Source organism: Flavobacterium sp. (assembly GCF_031537875.1).
GTDB lineage: Bacteria > Bacteroidota > Bacteroidia > Flavobacteriales > Flavobacteriaceae > Flavobacterium.
The window spans coordinates 129,792-144,004 of the sequence record NZ_JAVKNB010000007.1; the positions used below are offsets into that span (position 1 = coordinate 129,792).

General features: G+C 37.4%; 10 protein-coding genes. 9 read left to right on the forward strand and 1 reads right to left on the reverse strand.

The features are described 5' to 3' along the window. Positions 1-7 precede the first annotated feature (7 nt). The 9 genes from RMR09_RS03620 to RMR09_RS03660 all read left to right on the forward strand — a co-directional run bounded on the left by RMR09_RS03620 (position 8) and on the right by RMR09_RS03660 (position 12,512). Complete coding sequence (locus tag RMR09_RS03620) at positions 8-1,420, forward strand: tail fiber domain-containing protein (protein ID WP_310594454.1); 1,413 nt, start codon at positions 8-10, stop codon at positions 1,418-1,420. 7 nt (positions 1,421-1,427) lie between these two features. Next, entirely contained in the window at positions 1,428-2,699 is a 1,272-nt protein-coding gene (locus RMR09_RS03625; protein ID WP_310594455.1) for a tail fiber protein, read from the forward strand. Between the two features lie 10 nt (positions 2,700-2,709). Beyond that, positions 2,710-3,867, forward strand: coding sequence for a hypothetical protein (locus RMR09_RS03630; protein WP_310594456.1), 1,158 nt, complete (start codon positions 2,710-2,712; stop codon positions 3,865-3,867). Between the two features lie 8 nt (positions 3,868-3,875). After that, positions 3,876-5,162, forward strand: a complete 1,287-nt coding sequence (locus RMR09_RS03635) for a hypothetical protein (protein ID WP_310594457.1) — start codon at positions 3,876-3,878, stop codon at positions 5,160-5,162. A 232-nt stretch (positions 5,163-5,394) separates the two neighbouring features. Then, positions 5,395-6,117, forward strand: a complete 723-nt coding sequence (locus RMR09_RS03640) for a porin family protein (protein ID WP_310594458.1) — start codon at positions 5,395-5,397, stop codon at positions 6,115-6,117. 79 nt (positions 6,118-6,196) lie between these two features. Continuing rightward, a complete protein-coding gene (locus tag RMR09_RS03645; protein ID WP_310594459.1) occupies positions 6,197-8,641 on the forward strand; it encodes a bifunctional UDP-N-acetylmuramoyl-tripeptide:D-alanyl-D-alanine ligase/alanine racemase in 2,445 nt (814 codons plus the stop codon). Between the two features lie 18 nt (positions 8,642-8,659). Continuing rightward, positions 8,660-9,097 carry a large-conductance mechanosensitive channel protein MscL gene (mscL, locus tag RMR09_RS03650; RefSeq protein WP_310594460.1) on the forward strand — a complete coding sequence of 146 codons (438 nt, stop codon included), beginning with the start codon at positions 8,660-8,662 and terminating at the stop codon, positions 9,095-9,097. Positions 9,098-9,206: 109 nt separating this feature from the next. Next, a complete protein-coding gene (locus RMR09_RS03655; protein WP_310594461.1) occupies positions 9,207-10,196 on the forward strand; it encodes an aspartate-semialdehyde dehydrogenase in 990 nt (329 codons plus the stop codon). Between the two features lie 93 nt (positions 10,197-10,289). Continuing rightward, a complete protein-coding gene (locus RMR09_RS03660) occupies positions 10,290-12,512 on the forward strand; it encodes a TonB-dependent receptor (RefSeq protein WP_409070953.1) in 2,223 nt (740 codons plus the stop codon). A 10-nt stretch (positions 12,513-12,522) separates the two neighbouring features. Here the strand turns inward: RMR09_RS03660 and RMR09_RS03665 are convergent, their stop codons facing one another. Beyond that, the gene (locus RMR09_RS03665; protein ID WP_310594462.1) at positions 12,523-14,112 is read right to left on the reverse strand and encodes a L,D-transpeptidase family protein; all 1,590 of its coding nucleotides are present in this window, start codon (positions 14,110-14,112) and stop codon (positions 12,523-12,525) included. Between the last annotated feature and the right edge of the window lie 101 nt (positions 14,113-14,213).

Here is a 14,213-nt window from a genome sequence, read left to right on the forward strand (position 1 = left end):
AGTCAATATGAAAAAAGGTGTAGCAGTACTAGGGTTGTTTTTGGTTTTCCTGAGCGGGAGGGCCCAAACGGGTATTGGCACCACTACGCCAGTAAATAAATTTCAGGTCGAAGCGACTACATCTGATCCGGCCACTTCGGGCGCATCTGCCAATGGCAACTTTCGTTTGAGTGGTACTACAGGAAGTCATGTCTTGGATTTTGGATTGAGTTCTTCTTCTACCTACTCATGGTTGCAAGCCAGGTCTAAATCGGCCTATGGCACTTTTTATAATTTAGCCTTGAATCCTAATGGAGGGAATGTGGGAATTGGAACCACATCGCCTACTGCTAGACTCAATATTGCAGGTGGAGGCATTCGAATTGCCACTGGTTTTGGAAATGCAACAACCCGACCTGCTCTAAATTCAGGGAGTGTGGGTAGTTACGAAATTAGGGGTGTAGGTGCAGGTGGTGGCGGTACAGCGCAGTCAGATGCATCAGATGATGGATTCTTACGATTATCGGCAGGTGGTGGAACTAGTACAAATACGCAAGCTTCTATTGATTTATCTGGGTATTCAACGGTAGCTGATATGAGTAGTACTATTGCAATGCGAACGTTAGGCATTGAGCGATTGCGAATAGATCCTTATGGAAAAGTGGGTTTAGGAACTTCAAGTCCTACTACATCGCTTCATATCGAAAATGGCAACACATTTGGAAACCCTGGAGGTACATCAAGCCCGAGTATATATGTCTATAATACTAACAATGCCTCAACAACTGCTAATTCGACTGTAAGCGTCAGAACGGCGGGGACAGGGAGTGGTAAGCCGTATTATAGTTTGGACGTGAATGGTGCATTTGGGTATAGTATGGGGATTAATAATCCTACCGATCAAATGGTTTTAAATACCAGTTGGGATTTTAATACTACTGCTAGTAATAATGCCATTATCATTAATCGAACAGGTCAATCTAGAGTTATCATACCGGCTAGTGCGGGAACTTATGTGACAGATTGGCCCTCAGGTTGGGGAGGCGGCTTAGCTACTTTTGATTTTTCTTGCGCTGGGATTTATTATACTTCATTATCAGCAAGATCAGATAAAAGATTGAAAAATACTATTACTACCATTACTAATGATTTAATTGCAAAGTATTTGCAATTAAGACCGGTAAGTTATTATTGGAATCAAGATCGATCTCGAGATACAAAATTACAATACGGTTTAATTGCTCAAGAAGTGGAAACTCTTTTTCCTGAAATGGTGAATACGGGAACCGATGAAATGCAAACCAAATCAGTAAATTACCAAGCCTTACACGCCTTGTCTTTAAAAGTGATTCAGTCCCAACAAGCCGAAATTGAAACCTTGAAAAAGCAACAAGCCGATATGGAAGCTCGATTACTCCAATTAGAAGCCAAATTGAAATAATACGATGATGAAAAAGCGAATCTTAATTATTGTGGTAACATTTTTTTGTGTTTGGCAGAGCAATGCCCAAACGGGTATTGGTACCACTACGCCGAACGCTTCGGCAAAGTTGGATGTATATGCCACTAATAAAGGATTTTTGCCGCCTCGTGTAACACTTACAAGTGCTATAGATGCAACAACTATCAACTCTCCTGCTGAAGGATTACTGGTATATAACAATGGGAATAATGCGGGATTAGCTGCTGGCTACTATTATTGGAATGGAGCCAATTGGGCAACCATAGCCACTGCTACTTCAGCAGGTAATGGGGTGGCTTCGTCGGATTTGAGAAAAATTTATGACGGTGTTGGTAATGCAACTAACATAAATGTAGATGGCGCTACCTTTTCTGTGACAACATCTGGAACTTATTTATTTGACTTTTCGTGTAGCGGATCAAATGGAGGAGGAATACTTATCATGAATTTTTATGTAAGAGATGGAGCAACAGTATTAAAATCTGATATGCAAACTAGTTATAGCAATAATGTGCATGCAGAATATAATGGAAAAGTGGAAGTGAATTTAGTGGCAGGGAAAACCTATAATGTACTAGTTCAAACAACTTCTGGTTATGGCAGCATTTATAATAATGATTATTGTAGAGTTTACATGAAACAGATGTCTGGTAATTTGCCTATATCTGGATATCCTGCTAATGATGGAACTAATGGTCAGTCATTAGTTACTAATGGAGTTGGTACTCCAGCTTGGACCACAGTTCCTCCTTCTGGAGTTATCACGGCGTTTGCCGGTAGTCTAGCTCCTTCAGGCTATTTAATTTGTGATGGTGCGGCAGTGAATAGAACAACGTATGCCAATCTGTTTGCAATAATAGGCACAACTTATGGAATAGGAAACGGAAGTACTACCTTTAATGTACCTGATTTGAGATCAAGAACCATTGTAGGTACTGGACAAGGTTCCGGCTTAACTAATAGAACTTTAGCAAGCATAGGGGGTATTGAGTCAAAGACATTAGCAATTGCCGAAATGCCTAACCACAGTCATACTATAAATGACCCGGGACATACACATTCTCAGTCAACAGTTAATGATGACTTTAATAATAGTGGAGGAAATCCACCAGGGTTTTCAGCAGACGGTGCTGGAAGTAAAACTTGGAATAATATTAATACAAATTATACAGGCATTTCGATCAATAGTACAGGAAGCGGAACATCATTCAGTGTGATGAATCCATTTCTATCTTTAAACTATATCATTAAATATTAATCTAATTCAAATGATTAAAAATCATTTCTTTGTGTTAGGGTTATTCCTAATGGTGTCAGTTTCTTACTCCCAAACAGGTATTGGCACGACTTCGCCAGATGCTTCAGCAAAGTTAGAAGTGAGTGCTACAAACAAAGGATTTTTGCCGCCGCGAGTAACCTTAACTAGTGGTACAGATAATACCACCATACCTAGCCCAGCTACAGGCTTGTTGGTATACAACACGGGTAATAATCCAGGATTGGTTGCAGGTTATTACTATTGGAATGGAGCCGTATGGACTACCATTGCTACGGCAGGTGGATCAGGTAGTGTTGCTGCTGAATATGGTTCAGCAATTTTAGGAACTTCGGTTACAATAAGTTCAGCGACACCAACCGATGTACTTTCATTTACTTTGCCTTCTGCTGGAACTTGGGAGTTGATTTATTTCTTACGTGCGCAGGGTGCTCCTCCATTTGCAGGAGAATATGGTATTTATGATCCCGCCGAAACATTGGTTCCTAATTCTGAAATTTTAGCAGCCTATGGACCAAATGGCGCCACAGGAACAGGCGTAGTAAGAGTTACCACTACAGGAGCTGCCATTTATAAAATAAAAGGTTGGGCATCTTATGGGAGTTATGCTGCTGTTTCCGAATTTAATGGAAAAACAGGAGTAACTTGGAAAAAAATCAGTGGGAATGCGGCGATGTCGGTTATCAATTATGGCGATGTTAAAACAGGATTTCAATCAGGAGATCATAATGGTTGGGTGAAATTAAATGGCAGATTAAAATCAACCTTAAGTGCAACACAACAAGCACAAGCAACCATATTAGGGATAGGAACTTATTTGCCAGATGCATCCAATGCTTTTTTAGTTCAAAATGGGAGTAGTGTTGGAACAGTATCTGGGAGTAATTCAATTACTTTGGCTCAAAATCAACTTCCAAATGTTAATTACATCGGGCAAATTGCGGAATTGGCTCATGGCGCAGCAATAGGTGCTACTGCATCTGGAGTCTTTTCAAGAGTAAACGGCACTTCATGGGGAAATGCTGGTGGTGGCGGTACAACAGAAACCTTTAATTTAACTATTCCCTTAAACGGTGGAGTTACACAACAACAAATTAATATAACTCCTAAAAGCTTGTCTATTAACACTTTTATTTACTTAGGTTTTTAAGCATTAAAATGAAAAAACTAGTATTCGTATTCGTTTCAATTGTAGCTTTTAATTTTTTGAATGCCCAAACAGGTATTGGTACTACTACTCCTGATGCATCAGCAAAGTTAGAAGTGAGTGCTACTAACAAAGGATTTTTGCCACCGCGAGTAACCTTAACAGGTGTAACTGATGCGGCAACAATTCCATCCCCTGCAGTAGGTTTGTTAGTTTACAATGTGGGATCGGTTGGATTACAAGCGGGTTATTATTATTGGAATGGAGCTAATTGGGCTACCATTGCTACGGCAAGTTTGGCTGGAACTAGTGTGACAGCAAGTGATTTAGTAAAATTATACCAAGAGGCATATAGTACAACAATTGGGAAAGCACCTAGCTCTAGTGGTTATAGCTTTACTGTGCCTGTATCTGGACGATATGAATTTATCTTTAATTGTACGGGTTGGAATTCAAATGGCAGTATTATTAAGCTAACTTTCAATGTTAGAAACGGGACAACAATTTTAGCTTCAGATTATCATCAGTCGACAAGTAGCAATATTTGGGCTGAATATGAAGGAAGATTTGAAGTTAATTTAAATGTAGGAGAAACGTATAATGTACAGGTGGTAACAACTACTGGAAGCAGGGACTATAGAGATTATGATAAAATTCATTATAAATTAATAGCTGGTAATTTACCGATTAACCAATATACTTTAGGCGATGTTAAAACAGGAATACAAACTGGCGATCACAACGGTTGGGTTAAGTTAGATGGTAGACTAAAATCTTCTTTGTCTGCTTCGCAACAGATTCAAGCTAATTTACTTGGGATTGGTACGAATCTCCCTGACGCTACGAATGCTGTTTTAATGCAATCCAGTGGCACTTTAGGAACCATAACAGGAAGTATGAGTACCACGCTTGCCCAAAATCAATTACCTAATATTGCACCAACTATAACCGTAAACAATACTGTGGCCACTATGCAAAATGGAGGTTACCACGATCATCCTGTTAATGTTGTTCCCAGTTCAACAGGAGGATATGCAGCGAATAACCCCCATGCTTTTAAAACTGGGGTAGCCCCTTCACCAATGAATGAAACTTATTCAGACATAACAGACCGAGGTAATTTTGCTAGCCTCATTACGACAGGAATTATTGGTTCTTCAGGTACTCACAGTCATACTATGGATACCCATAGCCATGCCGCTACAGCATCGAGTATCAATGGTGGAGTAATTCAACAAGTTATAGACAAAACCCCACGCAGCTTAGTGGTCAATACGTTTATTTATTTAGGGTATTAAAATTATAGGATTTAATAAAATTTGCAAATCACTAGAGGTTCTTTTTATAGCAAAAAATTTCTTCGTTCTTCCTCCGTGTAATAATTTCCTGATTTTGTGTCTTCGCGGCAAAAATTGATTTTAGATTGCAGCATTGCGATTACCAATTTTTTTAACTGATAATCAATATCGGACAACCGACAACCGACAACCGAAAAGTAGTATCTTTGTATAGAATCCAACCCAACTGCCGATGAAAGCACTATCATTCAATACTAAAAAAACAGTCTTATTTGTAGTATTCTTGTTTTCTTGCTTTGCTACTTTGGCACAAGAAAACAGTAATACAGCACTGTCAACTACAAAAATCGATTCCTTGTACCGAGAAGATCAGTTTTATATTGGGGTAACGTATAATTTATTAAAAAACGCACCAACCGATTTTTCTAACGATAAATTCTCCACAGGTTTTTCGGCGGGTTTCTTGAGAGACATGCCTCTTAATAAAAATAGAAATCTTGCCATTGCTCCTGGGTTGGGATTGACATTCAATAATTACAGTCAAAACATTGCAATCACTACAGCAAATGGTGTGCCTGTTTACACCGTATTAACGGATGCAACATCCTATTCTAATAATAAATTTTCCCAATTACTAGTAGATCTTCCATTGGAGTTCAGATGGAGAGGTTCTACTTTTGAAAATCACAATTTTTTTCGCATCCACGGAGGAATCAAGTTGAGTTATTTGTTGTATGATCGCTCTGTGTATCGAAGTGGTTCAGGAGATAGTATCATTACAGGTAATGCCGATTTTAATAAACTCTTGTACGGGACCTATGTGTCGGCAGGTTATGGGGGAGTCAATTTGTATGTCTATTATGGGTTAAACCCAATATTCAAAACAGCACAAATAGCAGGCACAAAAGTCGATATGAAGTCTTTAAATATTGGACTCATCTTTTATATTTTATAGTTCGAAAGCCTGAATTCGAAAAGAAGTGCTATTTTTGATAAACAAAATTATAAAATGAGCTTGCTCGCTTTTTGAATTCATGAACATACCCATCCAAAAAATCATTACCTTATTAGAAGCTGAATTTGTTGGCAATCCAAAAGAAGCCATCATTGATGCGGTAGCCATTGATAGCCGCTCGTTGCAAAACAGTTCGACTACCTTGTTCTTTGCTTTGGTGGGGCCCAATAATGATGCACACTCGTATATCAAAGAGGTTGTTGAGAAAGGGGTTCAGTATTTTGTGGTAACTCATATTCCTGAAGGCTGTCAGGGCAAAGCCAATTTTTTAATTGTCAATAACACCCTGGAGGCATTGCAACACTTTGCCGCTTATTATCGTTCCTTATTTGATTTTCCAGTAATTGGAATTACAGGAAGCAACGGCAAAACCATCGTAAAAGAATGGCTTAATTTTGTATTAAGTCCCGATTATAATATCATTCGAAGTCCCAAAAGTTACAATTCGCAAGTAGGCGTTCCAATATCAGTAATTGGGATTAACGAACAACACAATTTTGGCATTTTTGAAGCCGGTATTTCTACTGTTTCCGAAATGGAAAAATTGGAGCCAATTATCCGACCAACCATTGGAGTATTGACCAATATCGGTTCAGCACACGATGAAGGGTTTTCGAATACAGATGAAAAAATAAAAGAAAAATTACATCTTTTTGATCGTTCTCAAATTTTGATTTACGAGAAAAATGACCTAGTAGAAACACTGATTCCAGCAGCCATTTCCACTTTTTCGTGGAGTTGTACTGCTCCTGATGCGGATGTGTTTTTAACCAAACAAAGAAGTACTAACAACACTATTTTAAGCGTTCGTCAAGCGAAGAGGCAGTTTGAAATTACCATTCCATTTCATGATGAAGCGTCAATAGAAAATGCTATTTCGTGTTTGCTAGTGCTTTTGTATTTGAACTATGATGTAGTAACCATTCAAAACCGAATGGAATTATTATATCCAGTCGAAATGCGTTTGAAAGTAAAGGACGGAATCAATAATTGTAGTTTGATTGACGACAGTTATAGCGCCGATTTTCAGTCTTTAAAAATTGCTTTGGACTTTTTAGAAAGCCAAAAACAATCTTCCAATAAAACAGTAATTCTCTCGGATATCTTTCAAAGTGGTTTGACCAATGAGGAGTTGTATTCAAGAGTGGGACAGTTAGTGGTTGCCAATAAAATTAGCCGTGTAATAGGAATTGGGGCAACGATTGCTCAGTTCGAAAATCAATTTCAAAATTGCATCACTTTTAAAAACACCTCTGATTTTTTAGCCCAATTAGAACAACTGAATTTTGAAAACGAAACGATTTTAATCAAAGGCGCGCGTAGTTTTCAGTTTGAAAAAATTGTGGCTGCTTTAGAAGAAAAAACACATGAAACGGTTTTAGAAATCAATTTGAATGCGATTAGTCACAACCTGAATTTTTATAAATCCAAATTGCAACCCAACACTAAAATGATGGTGATGGTGAAAGCTTTTGGCTACGGAAATGGGGGGTTTGAAATTGCTAAATTATTAGAATACCATCAAGTTGATTATTTGGGAGTGGCTTTTGCCGATGAAGGAATTAGCCTTAAAAATGCAGGGATTCAATTGCCTATTATGGTGTTAAATCCGGAGTCGACAAGCTTCCCGGCCATTATTCAACACGAATTAGAACCCGAAATATATAGTTTAAAAGGACTGAAAGCCTTTCTTAAAATAGCAGAGCAGCACAATTTACATCAGTTCCCTATTCATATTAAATTGGATACAGGAATGCACCGTTTGGGTTTTGAAGCCGATACCATTCAGGAGTTGATTCAGACTTTGAAAGGAAACCAACGTGTTGTGATAAAAAGTATTTTGTCGCACATGGCCACCAGTGATGCCGAAGAACACAAGGCGTTTTCACTTGCTCAAATCCGATTGTTTGAAGAACTATCAAATCAATTGATGCAGGAGTTACACATTCAACCGATTCGTCATATTTTGAATACTTCTGGAATTAGTAATTTCCCAGAAGGTCAGTTTGATATGGTCCGTTTAGGCATCGGATTGTATGGTGTTTCTAATGATAGCGAAGAACAAAAATACCTGGAAAATGTAAGTACGTTGAAATCGGTTATTTCGCAAATCAGAACTGTTCCTACCGGAGAGAGCGTGGGCTACGGTCGCCGATTTATGGCAGAAAAACCAACTCGAGTAGCCACAATTCCTATAGGGTATGCTGATGGCATTGCCCGACTTTGGGGTAATGGAGTAGGTTATGTTTTGATTAATAAGGAAAAAGCATTAATTTTAGGAAGCGTGTGCATGGATATGCTCATGGTGGATGTTACAGGAATTGCTTGTGCCGAAGGAGCTGCGGTGATTGTTTTTGGCGAAAGCCCAACAGTGATTGAAATGGCACAAAAAACACATACTATTCCCTATGAGATTCTAACTAGTATTTCACAACGAGTGAAACGAGTTTTCTACAGAGAATAAATAATTAATATAAATACTATGGGATTTTTTTCTGATTTTAAAGCGTTTTTGATGAAAGGCGAAATCGTCAACTTAGCCACTGCGGTTATTGTTGGGGGTGCTTTTGGGAAGATCGTAACTTCGTTTACTAATGATGTTTTAATGCCGCCTATTGGGTTACTTTTAGGGAAAGTAGATTTTAAAAATCTAAAATTAGTTCTCCAAGATGGTGTTCCTGCTGTGGTAGAGCATGGGGTGCAAAAAACACCTGCTATCGCTGAGGTTACCTTAAATTATGGCGCTTTTATTCAAACTATTTTCGATTTTGTAATTATTGGCTTTTGTATTTTTATTGTTTTGAAAGCCTATGAGAAAGCCCAACAAAAAATCAAAAAAGAGGACGAACCCAAACCAGTCAAAGGGCCAACTCAAGAACAATTATTGGCGGAAATTAGAGATTTGTTGAAAAATAAATAGAAATGTTATAAATATAACAATTTGTTATTTTTTGTGAACCCCCTTGTTTCGAGTAGAGTATTGGTTACTTTTGCCAAATAAAATTAGAATTCAATAATAAAAATATACAATGAGAATAGCAGTAGTAGGTGCTACCGGAATGGTAGGCGAAATAATGTTAAAAGTATTAGCAGAAAGAAATTTTCCTGTAACGGAGTTAATTCCTGTAGCTTCTGAAAAATCAGTGGGTAGAGAAATTGATTTCAAAGGGAATAAATACAAAGTAGTGGGATTGCAAACAGCTGTCGATATGAAAGCAGATATTGCTTTATTTTCTGCGGGTGGTGGAACTTCATTGGAATGGGCACCAAAATTTGCAGCAGCAGGAACTACTGTAATTGATAATTCATCTGCTTGGAGAATGGATCCTACTAAAAAATTAGTAGTTCCTGAAATCAATGCAGGAGAATTGACTAAAGAAGATAAAATTATTGCTAATCCTAACTGTTCGACTATTCAAATGGTTTTGGCATTGGCTCCTTTGCATAAAAAATACAACATCAAACGTATTATTGTTTCTACTTACCAATCGATTACGGGTACAGGAGTAAAAGCAGTACAGCAATTTGAAAACGAATGTGCGGGTATTGAAGGTGATATGGTGTACAAATACAAAATCAATAGAAACTGTATTCCACAATGTGACAGTTTTGAAGACAATGGCTACACTAAAGAAGAAATGAAATTAGTTAACGAAACGAAGAAAATCTTAAGTGACAACAGTATTGCCGTTACTGCAACTGCCGTTCGTGTTCCTGTAGTAGGAGGTCATAGCGAAGCTTTGAATGTGGAGTTTACCAATGATTTTGATGTGGACGAAGTGCGTACTATTTTGAGTCAAACGGATGGTGTAGTGGTGCAAGATAATTTGGACACTTTTACCTATCCAATGCCAAGATATGCTGAGGGTAAAAATGAAGTTTTTGTAGGTAGAATTCGTCGTGATGAAAGCCAGCCGAATACTTTAAACATGTGGGTTGTAGCGGATAACTTAAGAAAAGGAGCAGCTACCAACACCATTCAAATTGCAGAATATTTAATTGCAGCTCAATTGGTGTAAGCCACTCAACAATTAATTAAGTTAACCATTTACGATTCAGAGAATTCTGGATTGTAAATGGTTTTCTTTTTTTGTTTCATTATCTTTGTGCCAATGAAATCAAAACAACTCATTATCCGTTTTTTGTTTGTACTAGAGCTATTAAATTCTATATTGGGATATGCACAAAATATGGTTTCAGGAATCATAACGGATTCCAATAATAAAGCGCTTCAGGGCGTTTCCATTTATATTCAAGAACTTCAAAAAGGCACACTTTCAGATGCCAATGGCAACTATAGTTTGACCAATTTGCCTAATGGGACTATTTCTATTTCGTTTGCTTTAATGGGTTATGGAACCCAAAACAAAACCATTTATAAAGTTCAAAAACAAAACCATTTAGACATTCAACTAGAACCTACGATTTTTGAAATGGATGAGGTGGTGGTATCGACGGCTTTCAATAAATTACAATCGCAAAATGTAATGAAAGTAGCCCATGAAACCATCAAAAATTTAACACTTAAGGGAACATCCACTTTAATTGAAGGGTTAGCCACTATTCCTGGAGTGTCTCAGGTGTCAACAGGGACTTCAATAGGAAAACCAGTCATTCGAGGGTTAAGTGGTAACCGAGTTTTAGTCTATTCACAAGGTGTTCGGGTGGAGAATCAGCAATTTGGCGACGAGCATGGTTTAGGCTTAAATGATGCAGGAGTGGAAAGCGTTGAAGTAATTAAAGGACCGGCTTCGTTATTGTACGGTTCAGATGCCTTGGGTGGTGTATTGTATTTTAATCCGGAGAAATTTGCTAATCCCAATGTGCTTAAAGTTGATTTTGGTCAAAAACTGTTTGCGAATACCTTGGGGAGTAATTCCACTTTAGGAATAAAAACGTCAACTGAAAATTGGAAATTTTTAGCACGAGGTTCACTCAATACCCATTCGGATTATACCACAGGAGGAGGCGAGCGGGTAACTAATACTCGTTACCAAGAGAACGATTTTAAAACAGGAATCGGTTATAGCAATGCGGCTTTTTCAACTGTTTTTCGATACAACTACAACTATCTTGATTTAGGAATTCCAACGGGTATAGCTGAACAAAGCAATAGTAAAAGAGTTTTGTTTCCCAAACAAGCAGTTACCAATCATTTGTTCAGTTTAAATACGATTCTCTTTTTCAAGAAATCCAAATTAGATTTGGATTTGGGATACATTTCCAATGATCGAAGCGAATTTGAAGATAGTACCATTCCTAATTTAAAAATGAAGTTGAATACGTTGAATTATAATGCAAAGTATTATTTGCCTGCTTGGGGTACAATGGAAACTATTATTGGCGTGCAGGGAATGCGCCAAACGAATACCAACTCGGCAGAAGAATATTTAATTCCAGATGCGATAACTCATGACTTTGGTCTTTTTGGGACTACCAATTACGAATGGAAATCGAATGTTATTCAAGCGGGATTGCGTTTTGACAATAGAACAATTAGTACTCAAACGCACAATTCCTTTTTGGCAATCAATAAATCGTATACAAGTTGTAATGCCTCGTTAGGATATAAAACCAGTTTGGCAGATGATTGTATTTTGAGGTTGAATCTGGCTTCAGGATTTAGAGCGCCTAATTTAGCAGAACTTACTTCCAATGGAATTCATGAAGGTGCCAATCGCTACGAAGTGGGGAATGCGAACTTGAATACCGAACAGAATTTTCAGACGGATTTGAATCTAGAGTACAAAACGAATCACATAGAATTTTTTGTCAACGGATTTTACAATCACATTGCGAATTATATCTATCTGTCTCCAACGGGAACTACTTTTTATAATTCGGCGGCAGCTAATTTTATTCAAGTATACAATTATAAGCAAAGCGATGCCAATCTTTATGGAGGTGAAATTGGACTGCATTTTCATCCACATCCCTTGGATTGGTTGCATTTTGAGACGAGTTATGAAACTGTTACTGGCAAAAAACAAACCGGAGAGTATTTGCCTTTGATTCCGGCTAACAATTGGAATAACACACTACGTTTCGAATGGAACGATAGCAAATGGTTAAAGGAAGGATTTGCTACAATTAGTTTGTCTTCAACATTCAATCAAGATAAAATAAGTGGTTTTGAGACTAGAACAGGTGGGTATAGCTTGTTGAATTTAGGTATAGGAGGAACACTTCATTTTAAAAAAATGAAGGTAGAGGTCAATTTGAATGCGAATAATATAACGGATAAAAAATACATGGCACATCTTTCCCGACTCAAAACAGATAGCATTTTGAATATGGGAAGAAATGTGGTGCTAGGATTGCATTTTAATTTCTAATGCGTATTTGTTATTCTTCTAACAACATTGCGGCTAATCGTTCATCTCTTTGGTACACATCTTCATAGAAATGAGCTACACCATCTTTGGTTACCCAAGCCGTGAAATAGCCAATATAAACAGGAATTTTTTTGGGCAAAGCATACCATTTTTCTACTCCGCTATGCATAGCAGTTTCTATTTTTTCAAAAGTCCAATTGGGATCGTTTTTCAGTATGAGATGGGCTAATTCTTTTGGTTTTTCAAGTCGGATACAGCCGTGACTAAAGGCTCTTTTTTCTTGGTTGAACAAACTTTTGGAAGGAGTATCGTGCAAATAAATAGAGTTCGAATTAGGGAACATAAACTTGACCACTCCCAATGCATTTTTCGGACCGGGTCTTTGGCGAATGCCGCCCTCAAACCACTCCATATCGTTTTCATACAAGTAATTAGGATTCTTTTCAATGGCAGGTAGTACTTCTTTGTACAAGATGTTTTTAGGTACATTCCAGTACGGACTGAATACAATGTATTTCATATCAGCACTAAATACGGCTGTTTTATTCATTGCTTTGCCCACGACCACTTTGGACTGTAATACGGGTTTCCCATTTTCAAAATAACGCAATTGATAGGCCGGAATATTAATGAAAATAAACGTTTTGGAAGTGGATAAAGGCGATGAAAACCATCGACAACGCTCCATATTAACGATGATGGTTTTGATACGATTAGCAATTGGAATGTTGAGATGATTAAGGATTGATTTAGAAATACTAGTATTGATTCCTAAACCATTTCGTTTTTTATAATTGAGAATGCCCTTGGTTAAAATGGTGTCATAAAGAGTGCTTTTCGAATCCGAATCCAAGTCGCCTAACAGATACAATCGGTTCCGAATTTCAGCAATGGCTTTGGCACTATCTCCTACTTTTAATTGGCTGACTGCTGAGTCAAGTTGGATAGGATTCCAAGGCTCTTTTTGCAAGGCGCGGTATTTTTTTAAAACTTCGCGAAGGCGGTAATATTGTCCAAGAATCTCCCGCTCATCTTTGTCCATTAGAGAAGGTTTGGCTAAAATAGAATCCAAATAGTTGATAAAGGATTGTTTTTTTCGAGGTAAATACCACCCTAATTGATTGCTTTTTTCAATGGGTAAACCGGTATATACTTTTTCAGTGTAAAAAAAATACATACAGGATAGTAATAGTTCAGAATTGACTTCGGGGTCTTGTTTAGTCGTTTCTTCTTGGAAAATAGTGTCCAGCTGATTTTGATACGGAATTTTAGCATTGATACCTTCAGAAGTCAAGTTATTCAACTTGTTGTATAATAAATACCCCACTTCTTTGATTCCTTTTTGGTCAAACCAAATGTAATTGTAATGTTGTTTTTGGTACAAAGTCACTACTTCATTTTGGAATTTTTTAAGTTCGGGATATTGGTTAAAAAAAGGCGCAACTAAAGTACTGTCAAAAGGAGTAAGTTCTAGTGTTTTATAATTAGAAATGGTTTTAACAGCCATTTTTTTAGTTTCTTTTTTACTGTTTTGGCAAGAAACAATTAGCAGTAAAAAAAACAAAATGATTTTAGTTAACTGACTGAGGCTCTTTTTCATGATTTGAAAATCTAAGGTGTATTAAATTTACAAAAAATATCTCGTTTGGTTAAAAAAAGGAGGAATTATTTTGTAACTATGTATAATAATTGAATAAAAAT

What these genes read in the sequence shown, in the direction of transcription:
- RMR09_RS03620 (WP_310594454.1), top strand. Translation starts at nt 8, where the DNA reads ATGAAAAAAGGTGTAGCAGTACTAGGGTTGTTTTTGGTTTTCCTGAGC.
- RMR09_RS03625 (WP_310594455.1), top strand. Translation starts at nt 1,428, where the DNA reads ATGAAAAAGCGAATCTTAATTATTGTGGTAACATTTTTTTGTGTTTGG.
- RMR09_RS03645 (WP_310594459.1), top strand. Translation starts at nt 6,197, where the DNA reads ATGAACATACCCATCCAAAAAATCATTACCTTATTAGAAGCTGAATTT.
- mscL (WP_310594460.1), top strand. Translation starts at nt 8,660, where the DNA reads ATGGGATTTTTTTCTGATTTTAAAGCGTTTTTGATGAAAGGCGAAATC.
- RMR09_RS03630 (WP_310594456.1), top strand. Translation starts at nt 2,710, where the DNA reads ATGATTAAAAATCATTTCTTTGTGTTAGGGTTATTCCTAATGGTGTCA.
- RMR09_RS03635 (WP_310594457.1), top strand. Translation starts at nt 3,876, where the DNA reads ATGAAAAAACTAGTATTCGTATTCGTTTCAATTGTAGCTTTTAATTTT.
- RMR09_RS03660 (WP_409070953.1), top strand. Translation starts at nt 10,290, where the DNA reads ATGAAATCAAAACAACTCATTATCCGTTTTTTGTTTGTACTAGAGCTA.
- RMR09_RS03655 (WP_310594461.1), top strand. Translation starts at nt 9,207, where the DNA reads ATGAGAATAGCAGTAGTAGGTGCTACCGGAATGGTAGGCGAAATAATG.
- RMR09_RS03665 (WP_310594462.1), bottom strand. Translation starts at nt 14,112, where the DNA reads ATGAAAAAGAGCCTCAGTCAGTTAACTAAAATCATTTTGTTTTTTTTA.
- RMR09_RS03640 (WP_310594458.1), top strand. Translation starts at nt 5,395, where the DNA reads ATGAAAGCACTATCATTCAATACTAAAAAAACAGTCTTATTTGTAGTA.